The 18,009-nt window shown below is 54.9% G+C and carries 18 protein-coding genes and 1 pseudogene; 4 read left to right on the top strand and 15 right to left on the bottom strand.

What is annotated here, in order from left to right; translation table 11 throughout:
- Positions 1–15: 15 nt before the first annotated feature.
- Positions 16–1,440: a M20 family metallopeptidase gene (locus tag RTX30_RS17595; RefSeq protein ID WP_312691456.1), complete on the top strand. Its 1,425-nt coding sequence runs from the start codon at positions 16–18 to the stop codon at positions 1,438–1,440.
- Positions 1,437–2,711, top strand: a complete 1,275-nt coding sequence (locus tag RTX30_RS17590; protein ID WP_312691455.1) for an MFS transporter — start codon at positions 1,437–1,439, stop codon at positions 2,709–2,711. Before RTX30_RS17595 ends, RTX30_RS17590 begins: the two co-directional genes overlap by 4 nt.
- A gap of 31 nt (positions 2,712–2,742) precedes the next feature.
- Here the strand turns inward: RTX30_RS17590 and RTX30_RS17585 are convergent, their stop codons facing one another.
- From RTX30_RS17585 to RTX30_RS17520, 14 genes are all read right to left on the bottom strand, one after another.
- On the bottom strand, positions 2,743–3,225 hold the full coding sequence (locus RTX30_RS17585; RefSeq protein ID WP_312691454.1) for a tetratricopeptide repeat protein: 483 nt from the start codon (positions 3,223–3,225) through the stop codon (positions 2,743–2,745).
- Between the two features lie 61 nt (positions 3,226–3,286).
- Positions 3,287–4,585, bottom strand: coding sequence for a sorbosone dehydrogenase family protein (locus tag RTX30_RS17580; RefSeq protein ID WP_312691453.1), 1,299 nt, complete (start codon positions 4,583–4,585; stop codon positions 3,287–3,289).
- Positions 4,586–4,595: 10 nt separating this feature from the next.
- Positions 4,596–5,015 (bottom strand): DUF2231 domain-containing protein, encoded by a 420-nt coding sequence (locus RTX30_RS17575; protein WP_312691452.1) that lies wholly within the window; start codon positions 5,013–5,015, stop codon positions 4,596–4,598.
- 142 nt (positions 5,016–5,157) lie between these two features.
- Positions 5,158–6,393: an ATP-grasp domain-containing protein gene (locus RTX30_RS17570; protein ID WP_312691451.1), complete on the bottom strand. Its 1,236-nt coding sequence runs from the start codon at positions 6,391–6,393 to the stop codon at positions 5,158–5,160.
- Between the two features lie 5 nt (positions 6,394–6,398).
- The gene (locus RTX30_RS17565; protein WP_312691450.1) at positions 6,399–7,625 is read right to left on the bottom strand and encodes an MFS transporter; all 1,227 of its coding nucleotides are present in this window, start codon (positions 7,623–7,625) and stop codon (positions 6,399–6,401) included.
- Positions 7,622–8,545 carry a hypothetical protein gene (locus tag RTX30_RS17560; RefSeq protein ID WP_312691449.1) on the bottom strand — a complete coding sequence of 308 codons (924 nt, stop codon included), beginning with the start codon at positions 8,543–8,545 and terminating at the stop codon, positions 7,622–7,624. The genes RTX30_RS17565 and RTX30_RS17560 overlap by 4 nt, the downstream gene beginning before the upstream one ends.
- The gene (locus RTX30_RS17555; RefSeq protein WP_312691448.1) at positions 8,532–9,320 is read right to left on the bottom strand and encodes a 1-deoxy-D-xylulose-5-phosphate synthase N-terminal domain-containing protein; all 789 of its coding nucleotides are present in this window, start codon (positions 9,318–9,320) and stop codon (positions 8,532–8,534) included. Before RTX30_RS17555 ends, RTX30_RS17560 begins: the two co-directional genes overlap by 14 nt.
- A complete protein-coding gene (locus RTX30_RS17550; RefSeq protein WP_312691447.1) occupies positions 9,304–11,163 on the bottom strand; it encodes a M20/M25/M40 family metallo-hydrolase in 1,860 nt (619 codons plus the stop codon). The genes RTX30_RS17555 and RTX30_RS17550 overlap by 17 nt, the downstream gene beginning before the upstream one ends.
- On the bottom strand, positions 11,163–12,203 hold the full coding sequence (gene argC, locus RTX30_RS17545; RefSeq protein WP_312691446.1) for an N-acetyl-gamma-glutamyl-phosphate reductase: 1,041 nt from the start codon (positions 12,201–12,203) through the stop codon (positions 11,163–11,165). The genes RTX30_RS17550 and argC overlap by 1 nt, the downstream gene beginning before the upstream one ends.
- On the bottom strand, positions 12,200–13,513 hold the full coding sequence (locus RTX30_RS17540) for a DegT/DnrJ/EryC1/StrS family aminotransferase (RefSeq protein WP_312691445.1): 1,314 nt from the start codon (positions 13,511–13,513) through the stop codon (positions 12,200–12,202). Before RTX30_RS17540 ends, argC begins: the two co-directional genes overlap by 4 nt.
- The gene (locus tag RTX30_RS17535) at positions 13,510–14,058 is read right to left on the bottom strand and encodes a hypothetical protein (protein ID WP_312691444.1); all 549 of its coding nucleotides are present in this window, start codon (positions 14,056–14,058) and stop codon (positions 13,510–13,512) included. Before RTX30_RS17535 ends, RTX30_RS17540 begins: the two co-directional genes overlap by 4 nt.
- A 100-nt stretch (positions 14,059–14,158) precedes the next feature.
- The gene (locus RTX30_RS17530) at positions 14,159–15,013 is read right to left on the bottom strand and encodes a RimK family alpha-L-glutamate ligase (protein WP_312691443.1); all 855 of its coding nucleotides are present in this window, start codon (positions 15,011–15,013) and stop codon (positions 14,159–14,161) included.
- Positions 15,013–15,186 (bottom strand): lysine biosynthesis protein LysW, encoded by a 174-nt coding sequence (locus tag RTX30_RS17525; protein ID WP_312691442.1) that lies wholly within the window; start codon positions 15,184–15,186, stop codon positions 15,013–15,015. The genes RTX30_RS17530 and RTX30_RS17525 overlap by 1 nt, the downstream gene beginning before the upstream one ends.
- A 20-nt stretch (positions 15,187–15,206) precedes the next feature.
- Positions 15,207–15,749 (bottom strand): flavodoxin family protein, encoded by a 543-nt coding sequence (locus RTX30_RS17520; RefSeq protein WP_312691441.1) that lies wholly within the window; start codon positions 15,747–15,749, stop codon positions 15,207–15,209.
- Positions 15,750–15,956: 207 nt separating this feature from the next.
- Here RTX30_RS17520 and RTX30_RS17515 point away from each other — a divergent pair, with 207 nt between their 5' ends.
- Entirely contained in the window at positions 15,957–16,847 is an 891-nt protein-coding gene (locus RTX30_RS17515) for a LysR family transcriptional regulator (RefSeq protein WP_312691440.1), read from the top strand.
- 106 nt (positions 16,848–16,953) lie between these two features.
- Positions 16,954–17,010: pseudogene (locus RTX30_RS17510) on the top strand ((2Fe-2S)-binding protein); the annotation flags it as partial.
- A gap of 37 nt (positions 17,011–17,047) precedes the next feature.
- Here RTX30_RS17510 and RTX30_RS17505 read toward each other — a convergent pair.
- A complete protein-coding gene (locus tag RTX30_RS17505; RefSeq protein WP_312691439.1) occupies positions 17,048–17,851 on the bottom strand; it encodes an IclR family transcriptional regulator in 804 nt (267 codons plus the stop codon).
- Between the last annotated feature and the right edge of the window lie 158 nt (positions 17,852–18,009).

The following is an 18,009-nucleotide window of genomic DNA, read 5'->3' as shown; positions in this document are numbered from 1 at the left end:
AACAGGGTAAACACTATGGCAACACAACAACTTATCGCCCAGGCGCTGGCGTGGTTCGACAGCGGCCATTTCAAAAACATGCTCGCCAGCAGGGTGGCGATTGCCAGCGAAAGTCAGCGCAGCGATCGTGACGATCAACTCCTGCGTTACTACCACGAAGCCTTTATTCCTGCCTTCCGGGAGATGGGTTTTCGTACCGAAATCATCGCCAACCCGGTAAATGCCGCTCGCCCTTTTTTGCTCGCCAGTTACGAGGAAGATCCTGCTTTGCCGACCGTGATGTGTTACGGGCATGGCGATGTGGTGTTTGGCGATGATGCCCGCTGGGGGGAGGGGTTATCGCCATGGACGCTGGTTGAGCGCGACGGCAACTGGTATGGACGCGGCACCGCAGACAATAAAGGTCAGCACTCGGTGAATCTTGCGGCGCTGGCACAGGTTTACCACGCCCGCAATGGGCGCTTAGGTTTCAACTGTGTCTGGCTGTGCGAAATGGGCGAAGAGATGAGTTCGCCAGGACTGGCGGAAGTCTGCCAGCAACTGAAACCCCGGCTGAAAGCCGATCTGTTTATCGCCTCCGATGGCCCGCGTCTGAGCGCGGATCGCCCGACACTGTTTCTCGGCTCGCGTGGTTGTGTGAATTTCCGCCTGACCATTCACGCACGTGATAAAGATTACCACTCCGGCAACTGGGGCGGCCTGCTCAGTAACCCAGGCACGCAGCTGGCAAACGCCATTGCCAGCCTGGTGGATGGCAAAGGCGAAATCCGCATTCCGGCCCTTAAGCCGCCTGCGCTGACACCTGCGCTGAAAACAATTCTGGCGGATATCACCCCGGCGCGCGGTCAACATGACCCCGCTACCGATCCGCAGTGGGGCGAGCCGGGCTTATCTGCCGCCGAAAAGTTGTTTGGCTGGAATACGCTGGAAGTGCTGTCGTTTCTCACGGGTAACCCGGCTCAGCCGATGAATGCCATACCTGGCCAGGCCACTGCCGTGTGCCAGTTGCGTTTTGTGGTCGGCACGGAGTGGTCGCAGTTACAACAGGCGCTGCGTGCCCACCTGGATGCGCACGGTTTCCCGATGGTGACAGTCAGCGAGGTGCGGGGTACGCCGGCAACGCGCTTCGATCCTACCGATCCGCTGGTGCACTGGGCGCTGGACGTGATGGCGCAGTCCAGCGAAAACAAACCGGCGCTATTGCCGAACCTCGGCGGCTCGCTGCCGAATGATGTTTTTGCCGGAATTTTAGGCCTGCCAACGCTGTGGGTGCCGCACTCCTATCCGGCCTGCGGCCAGCATGCGCCGGATGAGCACTTACCGGTGGCGATTGCCCGCGAAGGGCTGGCGATCATGACCCGGCTGTTCTGGGACCTGGGCGAGCAGGGGCAGGATCTGCTGGTTCGCCATCACCAGCATCAGAGCGGAGGTGAACAATGAGTACCCTCACGCGGGACATCGAAGACAGCGGCGTACGCCCGAGCTTATACAAGACGCTGTTTGCCACCTGTGTTGGGAATGCGCTGGAGTGGTTTGATATTGCGGTGTATGGCTTTTTCGCCAGCTATATCGCCCAGGCATTTTTCCCGACGGCCAACCCGACGGTGTCGCTCCTGCTGGCTTTTGGCAGCTTTGGCGTGGCGTTTCTCATCCGTCCGCTGGGCGCGGTGGTGCTGGGAGCCTACGCCGACAAACATGGCCGCAAGGCGTCGCTGTTGCTCTCCATTAATTTAATGATGCTGGGTGGGGCGATCATCACCTTTATGCCAGGGTATGCAACGCTGGGCGTAGCCGCACCGTTGCTTATTCTGGGGGCGCGGCTGATTCAGGGCTTCTCTGCGGGCGGCGAATTCGGCAGTTCGACGGCATTTCTGGTGGAGCACTTTCCGGAGCGGAAAGCCTTTATCGCCAGCTGGCAGTTCGCTACTCAGGGAGCCAGCACGCTGATGGCGTCTGCGTTTGGCCTGGGGCTGGCGCAGTGGCTGACGCCGGAGCAGCTCTCCGACTGGGGCTGGCGCATTCCGTTCGCCTTTGGTCTGGTGATTGGCCCGGTAGGAATGTGGATCCGTCGCCATGTGCATGAGCCAGCGGCGTATGCCGAAGCCGAGAAACCGCGCCATCCGGTGAAGTTATTGCTGGGATCGCAAAAGCGGCTGGTGGGGCTGGCAATTGGGCTGATGATTGTCTCAACGGCGATCAACTATATGCTCAACTATGTGCCAACCTGGGCGACGAAAAATCTGGGGCTGCCGCCGTCTTCCGCCTACAGCGCGACGCTGCTCGCCGGCGTGATCCTCACCGTGGTGACGCCAATAGGCGGTTTGCTGGCAGAGCGCGTTGGCCGGGTTCGGTTATTGTGGGTGGCGTTGGTGTTGATGGCCTTTACCTTGTTGCCCGCATTCTGGCTGACCAGCCTGAACGTGACGCCACTGTCGCTGGCTCTGCTGGTAGGCTGGATGGCGTTACTGAAATCGATCTACTTTTCCACCATTCCGTCGTTAATGGCAGATATCTTCCCGGTGTCGACCCGCGCCAGCGGTATGTCGATCAGCTATAACGTCGCGGTCACCGTATTTGGCGGTTTTGCGCCGTTTATCTGTACGCTGCTGATCAGCGCGACCGGTAGCCACTTTGCCCCGGGCTTATATCTGATGGTGACTGTGTTCCTCAGCGTAATTGCGCTGTGGCAAACGCAAAAACAGCACCGCTAAAGGTTTCCCCCACGGTTTAGGTGGGGGAGATTTACCCGCGCTGATTGGGGTTCTGGGCATAATAGTGCAGCACCTGCTGATAAGGGGCCGTACGCGGATCGGGATGTTGCGCGACCGCCGTCAGAAGCAGGCTGACTGCACATTCATATTCGCCCAGGTTATACAGGCACAGTGCGTAAAACGGTCTGACTTCCGTCGCCTGTGGCCAGTCGATCATGATCGCTTCAAACAGTGCTTTCGCTTGCTGATACTTACCCAGGCAGCGCAGGGTGCAGGCAAGACCAAACTGCGCCTCAAACCTGTCGTCATCGTTCTCCAGGCCGGCTTCCAGCGCCGCAAGATAGTGCTGTTCTGCTTCCTGCTCTTTACCTTCGTTATCGTAAGACCAGGCCATATTCAACAATGCGCGGGCGCGCAGTTCCGGCACTTGCGTCAGCGCCTGCAACTGCTGGCGACTTTGTTGATGCTCGCCCTGTTGGCGCAGGGCAATGGCGTCGTATAACCTGTTGTCCATTTGAATGTAACCTTTTGATTATTTTTATACGTTATTGAGCTAAAGCGCGGCAGCAGTAAAGCTAGCGGGCGCTCAGCCGCCAGATCGTGTTGCTGGCATCGTCGGCGATCAATACGCCGCCTTGTTTATCCATCGCCAGACCCACCGGCAGCCCGCGCACCTGTTTTTGATCGTCGGTAAGAAAACCCGTGACCACCGGTAACGGCTGACCAACCGGCCTGCCGTTTTCGAATTTCACCCACACCACCTGATATCCGTTCAAGGGTTTGCGGTTCCAGCTACCGTGTTCACTAATAAAGGCCCCACCACGGTATTGCGGCATATCATCGCCGGTATAGAACAGCAACCCCAGCGGTGCGACATGTGAACTGAGCGCATAATCGGGTTTGATCGCCTGTTTGACCAGGTCCGGGCGTGGGGGCTTAACCCGTTCATCCACGTGTTGACCAAAGTAGCTGTAAGGCCAGCCGTAAAAGCCAAGCTCTTTTACCGAGGTCAGATAATCTGGCACCAGATCGGAGCCAATTTCATCGCGTTCGTTAACCACCGCCCATAATGCGCCGGTTTGCGGTTCCCATTGCAACCCGGTGGGATTTCGCAGCCCGCTGGCATAGATACGGCTGGCACCCGTGGCGGCATCCACTTCCAGTACCGCCGCCCGGCGATACTCCGCACCGATTCCATTTTCCGTAATATTACTGTTGGAGCCGACGCCCACATACAGTTTGCTGCCATCCGGACTGGCAAGCAGCGATTTGGTCCAGTGATGGTTGATCGGGCCGCCGGGCAATTCTGTGACCGTCTCGCCAGGCGTAGTTATGCGGGTTTCCCCCTCCTGATAGGGAAACCTGACCAGACTGTCGGCGTTTGCCACCCATAGGGTATTGCCTGTCAACTGAATACCAAACGGCGAATGCAGGTTTTCAATATAGGTGTGCTTTTGCCATTTGCCGTCGACATGACGTAACAGGGTGATTCTATTGCCGCCCGGTCCCCCTTTACCAGAAGCCTGTTGAACCAGGCTCATGATCAGCTGCTTGGGGCGTGTCGTCGGCTTTGCCGGGCCATTTGCCTCTGCCACCAGGATGTCGTTATTGGGTAAGACATACAGCTGGCGTGGGTGCAGCAAGCCGTCGGCGACCTTCTCAATTTTCATTCCCTGCGGGACTTTCGGCATCTCGCCATTTTTCCACGGCACACCTTCCGGCACCTGCATGGGCGGTAACAAAAAATTCTGTGCGGAGGGCAGTTCAGGATCCGGGCCAACCTGTTTTACCGGATCGATATTGGCTCCCTGATCGCACCCGAAAAGAAGCGTCGTCATGAGCGCGGTGAGCAGTGTGTTGCGACAGTTTTTCATGGCCTTCCCCTTAGCTGACGCGAGAGCGCAGCGCGAGTTGAACATTCGCAATCAGCAGCAGAGCCACGACGACCGTCGACAGCACCACCCCCAGCGGCACAACGGCATAAGCATCGCGGCTGTGCACAAAGGCGTTAACAATAGCCAGCACGATGGCGCACAGCGACAACCAGAAATGGGTTTTCACCCCGGGTTCCGCCGCGGTTCGTTGGGTAAACCAGACCTGCACCAGATTGATGAGCCGGGGGAGGATGGCAATAATCAGTCCGATAGCGATAAGCCAGCTTGCTGCGTCGGTCCACATGATCTGAACGGTTTTCAGATAGAGAATGTCGAAAATCCAGGCGGCAACGAAAAAGCCGATCGGCAGCGGATTGAGCAGTTCATAGAGCGCAAGTGCCACGCGCGAAGGTCCGGAGGTGTTTTGCATAAGCCTTTCCTGTTGGGATGGGCAAATCATCAGGCGGTGACCGTAAGGCGCGCCACAAAATGTGCTTGTTAAAGGGTAGTCAAAGAATGGTGGGACAACAGAAAAGGACGTCGAAGCCCTGAGTGGCTTCGACGTCAGCAGATTAATTGCGATAAGTGATTTTTAACTTGCCGATAAGTTCGATGATTTTGGCTTTTGCGTTGGCCGGCGTGTCGGCCTGAACGATGAAATAGCCCAGTCGATCGTCAGAGCTTTTTGGTACCACCACATTATCGCCAGGACGAACGCTGATTGCCGAACGCAGCACTGCATGATCGTGCTGCACGCTGGCGAGGTTCTCTATCGACTCCAGCACGCCATCGCGATCCGCACAGATATACCCCACAGCGCAACTCATCGGGTTTTCTACCGTGAAGTCCACCGGCAATTTCAGCGCATTCAGCACCGCCTGGCGGAAAATATTGATGCGGTAAGCGCCTGGGATCAGGTCTGAGGTGATGTTATCGCCGCCGGGACGGCCGTTGACCTCTACAATGCGCGGGCCGGTTTTGGTGTATTTCACCTCCACGTGCGCCGGGCCGTTGGTGAAGCCAATCGCCTGCAATGCCTGACGAGCGACCTCAATGATCTGCGGTTTTTTATCTTCAAGGATCGAGGTGGGGAAAATATGGAACATTTCGACAAAGTAAGGCAGCGGGGAGGTGACTTTTTCCGTCACTTCGGCGAACACCACCTCATTGTGGTTTAAGAAGATCTCGACGCTAAACTCCGGCCCTTCAAGATACTCTTCCACCAGGTACTCTTTACGGACGCTGAAGCCCATATAGCTGGTGGTAAAGTTCTCCAGCACGTTGAATGCGTCACGCAGTTGCTGCACATCGTTAATAAAAAAGACGTTCTGGCTGCTGGCGGTGTTGGTCGGTTTGAGCACCACCGGGTAACCAATGGTGGAGGCCGCATCTTCGGCTTCGCCACGGGTATGGACAATTTTGAACTGTGCGCTGGGCACGCCGCGCTCGCTGTAGCGAATGCGGGCGAGGTCTTTGTTGCGCGCCAGGGTTGCGGTTTCGTGGCTGATGCAGGGAATATTTAAACGCTGCGCCGCCTCGGCGGTGGTGGCCATGGCGTAATCTGTGGCCGAAATCATCGCATCCACATGCTGATATTTGCTGTTGTGGATGGCGTGGTAGATAGAATCCGCGTCGCGAATATCGCAGACCAGTAAATCGTCGTATTCGCCTTCGTAACCATAGAGCTGTGGATTGTCTTTCGCTGAAACCAGCACCACAACGTAAAAACCCTGTTTGTGTGCTTCGCGTGCAAAACTGACGCCGAAGAAACTCGGCTCGACCAAAAAGATGACCTTTTTATCTGACATAGTCGTTACCCCTGTAAATTTTCAGGATGCTTTTTTGAGAGCAACAGTTGATTAAGAACAAACATGACGAATCCCGCCCCCATCATCAGCGCCATGATGACAATGCCAATCATGGCGCCATGCTGATCGAGGTAGGACCCAATAAACAGTGAGAACAGGCACTGGCAGATCAGCGAAATCCCGATCCACACCGCCATCGAACGCCCCATGTAATCCTTCGGCACGGTGTGCATCAGCAGGGAGTTCATTAAAATTCGCAGCGACGAGTTGCACAGACCCAGCAGCAGGCTGCACAGATATAAGTTAAAGACGATGCTGTTCTGGCTGAGGAACAGCAAATTGATGCAGGCAAGAACAAAGAACCCGGCAATCAGTTTACGGGCATCCAGTTTCATCGCCAGCGACGACATCAGAATGCCGGACAACAGCCCACCAATGCCGTAAGACATGTCAGCAAAGCCAAAGGTCACGCTATCGCGTTGCAGGGTGTTATTGACATAGTCTGGTAGCACCACGTTAAAGATCATGGTGACAATCAGCGGCACGATCGATACAACGCCAAGCACAAAAATCCCTTTGTTCTCGAAGAGAAACGCCCAGCCGCGGCGTAGCATCAGGGTGTAATTCTCACCGGTAGTCTCACGTGTGACAGACTGGTATTTGATCAGGTTGATGACAATGGCGCTGAAAACGAACATCAGCGCATTAACCAGCAGAATGGCGTTGAAACTGAAGTATTTATAAATAAACCCGGATGCCGCCGCTGCAAGAAACATCCCCACTTGCAGGCTGATCTCCAGCAGGGAGTTGCCGGTGACGTATTTTTTTTCTTCGAGAATTTCCTGAAGGAAACTGCGCGAGGCCGACATATACACCGTCCAGCCGACGCCATTAATAATGGCGAACGCGTAGAGGTAGTACATATTGAAATCGAAATTCGCCAGCACCACGAACAGCAACAACAAAAAGACGGCGCGGATCGCGTGGGTGAAAAAGATCACCGTTTTTCGGTTGTACTTGTCGGTGATCACGCCGGAAAACAGCGATGCGACAAAACCAGCGATGACGTTAACCGCCAACAGGATCCCTACGTACTGGTTCGACCCGGTTTTCATCAGCACAAACCAGTTGGCCCCGATGGTCGCCATGCCGACGCCAAACCCTGACACGATGTCAGAGAGAAAAAACGATCGGAATCGCGGATCTTTGAGAATGGCAAAGCTCGTGCTCATATATGCTCCTTGGCATAAACAGTGTCTTTTATCGTGGTGAGTAACCTTTCCAGCGAGAAATTCAGGCCAGCCAGCACCTCATCCTGCGTGCCGCCATACTGTGGCCATTCATCATTAGGGGTGTAAGCCACCACCCGTTTGTGCGGCAGGCTCAGCGCCAGTTCCGCGGCCACGCTGCCGGCACGACGGTGCTCTTCCACCACGATAAGCACGCCGGGGAGTTGGGCAATTTCCGGCATAATTTGCTGCAACGACGCGTTGTCGACGTAGCACAAGTGCAGGTGATTGACCTCACCCAACGTTTTTTTGGCAGCCACGCAGAGTTGCGTGGCTTTTTCACCCACTGACACCAGCGTGACAGGGCGGCTGGGGTGGTAATCCTGTTCCATGATCAGCGTGTCGAACGCGCTGCTGCGTTCAAGATCGGGGTAGCTGTCGTTACGCCCCAGGCGGATATAGCACGGAGCATTCCCCTGAGCGGCTTCGCGCACGACCAGCCGGGTTTCGGCTTCGCCGTAAGGGCAGGCGATGCGGATCCCCGGAAACAGCCTGACCGCGCCAACATCCTCCAGGCTGTGGTGAGTGGTGCCAAACCAGCCGCCGGACACGCCGCCGTAAGCGCCAATCACCGTGATTGGCTGGTTCATGTACCCCAGCGAGAGTTTGAGCGCTTCGGCACAGCGCAGCGCTGCGAACGGCGCAAAGGTAGTGAAAAACGGTTTGAACCCTGCGGCGGCAAGCCCGGTACACATATCTATCGCCGCCATTTCCGCAATGCCGATATTGTAAAAACGCGCCGGGAAACGCTGCTGAAAAGGGGGATTGCGTCCGCCAAGATCCGCCTCCAGACAGAGGATCTTCGCGTCGTTTTCGGCACATTTCACCAGTTCATCTTTGCACGCCTCTCTACCTGACAGCATCGGTGAGCCTCCTTTTCCATTTGATCGCCTGGTGAAGTTTCAGTTTTGCGTAGTGACAGGATGGGTTGCCTTCCAGCTCTGCAACCCCTTTGCCTTTGACCGTGTTGGCGATGATCACCAGCCCCCGGTTCTGGCGGGCGGAAAAGGCCTGCTCCAGCTGCGCGAAGTCATGACCGTCAATTTCAACCACATCCATCCGGTAGGAAGCAAAACGCGCTTTCATATCGGCAAGGGGCGAAATATCCCGCACGTAACCGTCGTTCTGCGCGCCGTTGTTATCAATCACATAAATAAAGTTGCTGATTTCCTGCGCGCTGAGCACCTGCAACACCTCCCAGCACAACCCTTCCTGCAATTCGCCATCGCCGCCAATGGCCACTGCAATGCCGTTACGCTTCAACTGGCGCTGTGCCAGCGCCCAGCCGGCGGCATAACCGATGCCATGACCGAGGCTGCCCGTGGAAAAGCGAACATGCGGAATTTTGTGGTTCGGGTGCCCGGTGAATAACGAATCGCTGCGACCATAGCTTTCCGCGGGATTATTTTCGCTGTAACCCAGCACATACAGTGCGCTGTAGAGCGCAGCAGCGGCGTGGCCTTTGCTCAACACCACGCAGTGATGCTCATCGGCCTGATAGCGGTTCAGGGCATAGAGCAGAATGTCGATCACCGACAACGAGCCGCCAATGTGGCAGCCCACATCGCTGGCGGCGATATCAATGATCACACCGCGCGCCTGCGCGGCGAGGATCGGTAATTCATCCAGCGAGGCCATTGCTCTCCCCCTGATTCAGTCGCATCCAGTTGATGACGGTTTCCTGCAAAATGCGCCGCGACAGCAACACATCGTTGGTGTAGTTCACTTCCTTGTCGGTATGGTCGAGCGCGGAATCGCCCGGGCCATAGGCAATAAACGGCACATTGCGCCAGGTGGTGGCCAGCGTGTTCATATCGCAGGTGCCTTTTTTCACCACCGGGCGCGGCGTGGTGTCCGTTAGCACGTGGTTGAAGGCCTGGGTGAGCGCGCGGTAGAGCGGGTTGGTACGTGAGGATTTGTAGCCTGGCGTACTGCGCAGGATCTCCACGCTCAGCCCTTCGCTGTTGAGGGCGAGCAGCGACTCGATATAGCCAGGACGCGCCTCTGGTGAGACGCGGAAGTTAATGGTGAGCTGCGACTCCTCGTAAGAAAGCGCATGGCGATGGGTAATGCCGATAATGTTCGAAATGTTGTTGCTATCGAAGTCGTTCATCACCGCGCGCAGCGCGCCAGCGGCCTCGTACACATGCTCGATGGAGGTCTTAGCATCGCGGGCGGCAGTGTGCTCCATGCCTTTGCGCGCCGTGATGGTGATTTTCAGCAGGCCATAGTAGCCAATGGCAACGTGCATCACGCCGCTCGGCTCGCCGATGATCACCGCATTGGCCGGGTAGTTGTCGCGCACGTAAAACGCCCCCTTTGACGAGGAGACTTCTTCTTCCGTGGCACCCACAACCAGCAAACGTGCGTGGGGAGGCACGTCTACCTGCTGCAACACTTCTATGAAGTTAGCGAGACACCCTTTGGCATCAACACTGCCGCGACCGCTGACAAAGTCTGCACCCGCATCGCTACGCCATAGTCCCGGCACCGTATCCAGATGCCCCAGCATCAGCAAGGTGTTCGGCCCGTTGCCTTTACTCAGCACCAGGTTGCCCGCCGGATCGATTTGCGCGTCGATACCGGTCCCCGCCAGACGCTGGGAGAGAAAGTTCGCCAGTACCGACTCGTCGCCGGAAATTGACGAGATATTGACCATCATATTGAGCAGGCGCATTGGTTCGCTGACACCGGTGCCGCGCCAGAACCAGGTTGCGGCGCTGGAGAGAGAGTGCGGGCCGTTAATGGCGATATCGCACACGCCGTGTTGCAAGGCGAGCCGACAGGCGCGCACTTTTTGCTTCATTCGCCCGCCAACGGCCACCTCATCGTCAGCATAAATGTCGGAAAGGGTACTGCCGGGATCGTTAACGTCGCGCAGGATGCCCGCCGTGCTGGTGACAAAACGCAAATGGTTGGCTTTTAACGCGACGGCCAGGTGTGCAGCCAGCATATCGGCATCGATATTGATGTACTGCCGGGCATGGCTTTCCCAGATGGGCGGCGAGAGAAACACAATGTTATAGCTCTCCAGCAGGGCATGCAGGACAGCGGTTTTCGCCTCGCTAAAGGTGCCGTAGAGCGAGTCGCGAACAATGCGGCTGCGCCCCTCTTCGGTGATTTTCAGCGGCTTGCCCATCGCCCCGGTCACCAGCTGATTGTCGCCAGCGACCTGATAATAGGCTGAGAAGCCCAGTGACTGCGCCGCGAGGTTAACCAGGTTGCCAATGCGGTCGTTGTAAGCTTTGAGGATCACGTTCATATGATCGGGGCTGCAATAGCGCACCCGATCGCCATTAGCCAGCGGCAGGTAAGCCACCTCGATACCCTGCTGGCGATATTCCCGCTCGATTGCCTCTGCGCCGCCGCACACCACCAGAACCTTGCCGCCTGCGCGGCTGATCTCCATTACTTCGCGGAAAAAACCGCTACCGCTGTATAAGGTGCTGCTTCCTGCTTTGATGACGTAGAGATTATCCATTATGGCCACCCGGCTTCGTTGAGATGATCCAGTCCGGCGAACGACTCCAGGCCGAGCCAGATATTGGCGGCCTGCACTGCCTGGCCTGCCGCGCCTTTGATCAGGTTGTCCAGTGAGCACAGACTCAGGCACTTATCGCCCTCCACCACGGTGGATACTTCGGCATGATTGGTGCCGCAGACGGTTTTCAGCATCGGCACCTGGCCATTTTTCAGGTAGTGCACAAACGGCGTGTGCTGATAGTGCGAGAAAAATGCCTGGCGCACATCCACCGCTGTGCAGCCCGGTTTGAGCGTGCTGTAGGCACTGACGTAAATCCCTCTGGCGGTGTCGAGACTGAACGCAGCAAAGGTGATATTGAGCGGGTCGGCGGTCAGTTGCTGTAGCTTTGCCACTTCCGGCGCATGACGATGATTAAAAGCTTTATGCAGCCGAAAATTATGCGAACGTTCCGCATGGGTTTCGCTGCTCTTTTTCCCCGCGCCGCTGGAACCGGTTTTCGCATCGACGACAATATTGCCTGCAATCAGTTGGTTATTAACCAGCGGCCACAATGCGTACAACGATGCCACCGCCATACAGCCGGGCAGATTGATAAGCGTTGCCGCCGGATCGGGGGGGGTGAATTCCGGCACAAAATACTGGCACACCGTCTGCGCCGGAAGGCTACCTGGCGTGGCGGGATAATGGATTTCGTTGATCGTCTGCTCGGTGAAACGGTAGTCGCCGCTGACATTAAACAGACGCGAGCAATGCTCGCTGACCAGCGAGATCATCTGCGGCAGCATGCCGTTCGGCAGACAGGAGAACACCAGGTCAAAATGGTGTTCTTTTATCTCGTGAACAGACGAAAACTTCAGCCCCGGTTTGTGGTTGTGGCGGCGGAAGCTACGCAACTGGCGTTCAACCGGCAGCCCTTTTTTTGACTCCGACGAGACAAATTGCACATCTATCTGTGGGTGCGCGCTGAGCAAGCGGTACAGCTCGCCGCCCACGAATCCGGAGCCGCCCAAAATGGCGGCAGAGTAGACAGTGTTCATCCGAGTCGTGCATCCTTTTCATAAGGCGGGACATCGTCAATCTGCCGGGCGATTTCCGCGATACGTGAAAGCTGGCGATCGACCTTTTTAAAGGCCAGCACATAAGACCGCAGTTTTTCGTACTCCACCGGCGAGCGCAGCTCACGGCACAGCACCAGCGTGCTGCGCAGCATTTTCATCGCGTTGGGGAAATCCTCATGTTGATAGTTTTTGCGCTCCGCGAGGAAGAACGGGAAGCCTTTACCAAACCCTTTCTGATTGAGGAAAGGGAGGTGGAAAGGCAGCAGGGTGTTTTGCCATTCGCGGGCAAAAACACCTTCTTCATTCAGCGCCTGCTGTAGAGCCTGTTTAATTTTGTGTTCCGCAATCCCTTGCAGCTCCGGCAAGTCACTGTTGATGGTGATGCGGAACATATTGAAGCTGTGTTTCGCCCCTTCCGGAATAGCCGGGCCACGGAATAGGCGCGTGGTTGCCAGTTCGGCGATCAGATGTTGCGCGTTGCGCTGGCGAACCTCGTCGTAGTAATCAAGGCGTGCCAACTGGCTGATACCGAACGCCGCTGCCACCCAGGACATACTGTAATCAAGACCGGACTCCTCAAGAAATGCACAGGCGCGTTGGTAGCTACTGTGATCTTTAAAAAAGGCAATCCCTGCCTCACCGCCCAGCGGGAAGTTTTTGTCCGCCATCAGGCTCTGCCCGGCGGCATCGCCGAAGGTGCCGCAGTAACGACCCTGCCAGCTGGCCGAATGCGCATGCGAGGCATCTTCCACCAGCAACAGGTTATGGCGCTGGCAGAAATGCGTCAGCGCGTCGAGATCGGCAGGCAGGCCGTGGACATGCACCGGCATCACCGCTTTGGTGCGGGGCGTCAGCTTTTTCTCCAGCTGAGCCGGGTCGATGCACCAGGTGCCTGGGGTAACATCGACAAAAATAGGTATCGCTTTGGCGGCGACAATCGCCTGCGCAGTTGCGATAAACGTAAAGGCAGGCACCAGCACTTCATCACCAGGTTTCACGCCTGCGCCAACCAGCGCCAGATGCAAACTGGAGGTGCCACTGGCAGTAGGGATTGCATAAGCTGCGCCTACTTTTTGCCGGTATTTTTCTGCGAACTCTGCCACCACGTCCTGCGGCGACTGCTGCACAGAAATCATCATCTGGAACAGATCTTCTTTAGTGATGTTCGGGAAAATGGTTTTACGGTTAGCCTTCGGAATGACCGGCGCGTCGCCGTCCAGCGCCAGACGATGGTCAACCACGCTCTCTTCAGGCATTGCCAGCGGCGTCATAATGAAATCGGTCTTCATTTGTTTAACCCCATTTTAATCAGCGACATTTTGACGCAGGCACCCACCAACGGACTGAGCCGGAAATTAAATTGCAGGCCCGGCTGAATTTCTTTTTCTGTTTCTTGCTGAGTCCACATGGTGCGCAGATCGAAAGCGCCGAATATTTTCAGGCGTTCCGCTTTCTTATAAATGCTCTCTGAGTCAGTGAGCAGTACGGCGCACGGGCCAAAACCCAGCGCGGCGAAGTCAATAATATTGACCGGCTCGTCGTTACTGCATGATTTGCCAATGTCGTGGAGGTTATCCCAACTGGCGTCATGCAAAAGATAGGGTCTTGCGACGCTATTATCGTGACCGATACCCAGCCATTTCAGTAATTTCCCTTGCTGCTCATCGAGGGTGCGCTGATTGGTTTTCCCGCCGTAGACAATATCCTGCCCCCAGAGGGCGCCAATAACACCGCCGCTGAGGCTGTTATAAGTCACTGCATATTTCTTGCCGGATGATTTTTTTAAGATGTTCTCCAGCCCTTTCAGCTCACTTTCATTTTTCTCGATACTCATAATTACGCCCGAGGTTAACACTCTCGCTAAAACGAATGAGACCTGGAAATGATGTGTAGCTAATTCATGAGTTCCTTGAGACTGCATAATTCCACCTTGTTTACTCAACAGAGTTGATGGTGTATCTGGCGATAAGTGCGGCGACATCAACCTTGTGAACTTTCCATGATTTGGCAAATTCAGGGTTCTGATTGACCTCGCAAACCACATATTGTCCTGTGCGTGTGTTAAGCATTAAGTCGAGCCCGTAAACACCCGCCCCAAGTACGTTGATCACGGCTTTGGAGAGGCGAAGTATGTCGTCATCGATGTCGAGCGGAATAATGTGCGCACCCAGGTGCGTATTGGTTTTCCAGTTATCTTCCGAGACGCGTTTAATGGCTGCCACGGGCTGGTCGCCAACAATCACGACCCGGACATCGAAGTTATCTTTCTCAATATATTCCTGCACCAGCACCGGTAAGTGCTGGCCTTTAATATCCACCGACTCCCTGGCAGCGAGCCATACAGCCAGGCTAGCCGGGCCGTCAATCAGCGTCACACCACGGCCCCAGGAGGCGTTTACCGGTTTGATAACAAACCGGTTGCCGAATGAGGACAGTAACCCTTGCAGGTCGCCATACTGATGCACAACCCGCCAGGCAGGCACCGGTATTTCGTGCCGGGAAAAAAGCACCGATTGCAATCCCTTATCGGTACAGATCTCGATGGCGTGGCGTGAATTAATGGCTTTAACACCTGCAGCTTCAATATATCGGGCGCGCGACAGAGCCGAGCTCTGCGAAAGACAGCGCACCAGCGCAATATCGTAGTGTTTTACGTCCTGCACGTTCCATGATGATTGTTCGGAGATAATCTCAACGTCCGCACCGTATTGCTGCAAAAATTCGACAATGCGTTTTTCTTCTTCCCTGATTTTAGTGACGAATAATAAAACGGCTGTCTTACTTTCCATTATTCGCCCCAGTCTTCTTCCACCTCAGGAGCAAATTCCAGACGATAGTCGTTGCCATCCTTAACTAATTCGTGCTCCTGGCCGCAGGCGCCACATTCAACGATTTCACCTACTAATACATCGTCAACAACTTCAAAGGTGGAGGAGCAGGTCAGGCATTTAAACTCTTTCATGATGGTTCCTTTTCGCTTGTCTAAATAGTGAAATTGCTTTCAAGGTAATTTTTGATCGACAACATAAATTCATGCTGATTTTCAATCTCGCCAACGCGATCGGCCTCGCCTTTAAAGGTGTGGCATAACGTCATGCCGAGAAAATCGCAAATATATTGGAATTGCGTGGTGATAATATCGGCTTTTTGTTGCGGGTTATCGCCGCCGATTACCACCAGCACAATTTTTTTACCGTTACAGCGTTGGCGAAAGTCCGGGATTTTCTTTAATGATTCAGAAAAACGGTCGATAAAGACCTTCATTGTCCCGGAAATCCCATACCAGTAAACCGGTGAGATAAATACCGCCACGTCACTTTGCAGAAACTTATTAATTAAAAAATCATAATCATCGCTGACGGGCTTATATTTAAGATCGGTTTCCCGATAATCTTCATATTGGGTAATAGTAAAATCTTTCAGACGGAATGCTTCCGCATCGAAACCACTAAACACTTTTTCAATGATAATTGAGCTATTGCCTGGGTAGCGAGAGCTACCATTAAATACTACAAATTTACTCATGCGCTTTACCCCGGACCACTGCGGTGAATATCACTGATTATCGTGATGGGAATGCGTGGCACATAAACCGTGGCAAGAGCCGCCACGCCGTCTTGTGCTGCAGGCATTATTAGGCAAAAACCAGGAGGGGATAAATAGCCTTTCTTTTTATTGATTTATTACTCACAGTTTATAATCATGCAGGTAATGACGGCTGGAGTATCGAAAATGGACTACCTGAAGAGTGTCGAAGCGTTCATCCTTTCTGCTGATAAAGGCAGCTTCACCGCCGCTGCTGAAGTGATGTGCATTACTCCTGCAATGGTGGGTAAACACATCCGCGAACTCGAAAAGCGGTTGGGGTGCCAGTTAATCCACCGCAGTACCCGGCGTCAGGGGCTGACCGGGGCAGGGCAGCGCTTCTATGCTCACGGCATTCAGATCCTGTCCGCCGTGCATGAAGCCGATACCATTGTTCACCGGTTAAATGATGAAGTGGCGGGGGATTTGCGCATCAGCGCGCCGGTGGCGTTCGGCAACCGCGTGCTGACACCCACGCTCACCCCGTTTATGTTGCGTTACCCGGAAGTGAATATCGATCTGGTGCTTACCGACCGACGCGTGGATCTCATCGAAGAGCGTTTCCAGATTGCCATCCGCATTGGTAACGTGCGCGACGAAGGGCTGATCGCGCTCCCCATGCCGCCTTATCGCATGATGCTGGCCGCATCCCCGGCTTACCTGGATACCTACGGCGCGCCACAAGTGCCGGAAGATCTGGCGAAGCATAACTGCATCAGTTTTACGCAGTGGCAATCGAACCACTTCTGGCAGATGGACGGGCCAGGCGGGCGTTATGAAGTTGAGATCATTCCGCGGTTGATTGTGAATTCCGGCGATGCGGTGCGCCAGGCGGCGCTCTCCGGCCTGGGGATTGCGTTCAACTCGGCGGTGATCCTCGAAGCCGATATTCTCTCCGGTAAGCTCACGCGCGTACTGCCGGATTACACCCCGCCCATGCGGCCCATGCATCTGTTACGCTTACCCATCCGTCCCGTGCCGTCCACCATTGCTGCCTTTATTGAACACCTGTCGGAAGCCAACCTTATCGGGCAATAACCTTTCTTCCAGGGGGCACCAGGCAGACCCCGCCCTTTTTGGCACGGAGTGGAACCCGTTCACGCGGTTTTAGCGGCGATGGCTAAAAAATGCAGCAGGGCAGGCGGTACGTTACCGCCGTACCTGCTGTTTTTATTACAAAGCCTCGCAGCCGGTTGAGTAGTGCCATAATTGCCCGTTACTGAAAAAAGGCTAGCGCGTTATTTCGGCGCGTCTTCCGGTAAATAACCCAATTCAGCTGAAATTTCTCTGGCGGTATGTTGCAGGGCAGCCAGTAAGCGTTCCTCACCTAATAATTCGAGACGCGACGTCGAGAGAGAAATCGACACGGCATAGGGTACGCGGCCCTGAATGTCGAACACCGGTACCGCCAGGCAGGAAACCCCTAACTCGTTCTCTTCTCTGTCTTTTGCCCACTGCTGCGCGCGAATAGCTTGCAGTTCCTGCTGCATCACATCGAGTTTATCGATGGTGTAACGGGTGAGCGGTTTAATATATTCGCGATGGCTTTTCCAGTACGCTTCGACATATTCCGGCTGACCGAAAGCCATATATATTTTACCCATTGCTGAGCAATATAATGCCTGGTGCTGGCCGATATAAGCGCGGGTTCTTAACATTCCGGTAGTCGGTTCTAATTTATAAATCAGAATCGCATGATCATCTTCACGCGTGGAAAAGTTAACTGTCTCACCGATCGCCAGATTCAGCGCTTCGAGGTGGGGGGCCGCCACATGAATGATATTTAATGACGACAGGGCTTTTTGCCCAATGGCCAGGCATTTGGTGGTTAAGCGGTAGCTGCCAGCGGCGGGTGCCGGTTTGACATAACCGCAGGACTGCAAACCCTGTAACAACCGGTGCACGGTACTTTTATTCAACTGCGCCAGTTCTGAAAGGTGTGCTAAGGGGCAGCCGTTAGGGTAATTGCTCAGAATATCCAGCAGTTGTAATCCCCGGAACAGGCTTTGGCTGCCTGCCGGTTTCTCTTTTTCTTCTTGCATTGATGCGCTCTCGCTTCCTGCCGTGTCGGCACCGTTAAATTTGCCAGCCTCAATACTAACGCAAAATGGAACGGGCAACACAAAATCAGTCAAAGTTTATAACTCATTGATAATAATGTATTTTGAAATTCAAAGTGGAGAGGGGATCACATATCTGT

It is taken from the genome of Kosakonia sp. (assembly GCF_032052965.1).
In the GTDB taxonomy this organism is placed as follows: Bacteria; Pseudomonadota; Gammaproteobacteria; order Enterobacterales; family Enterobacteriaceae; genus Kosakonia.
The sequence above is the reverse complement of the archived record's forward strand: the minus strand, read 5'-3'. Positions and strand labels throughout refer to the sequence as shown.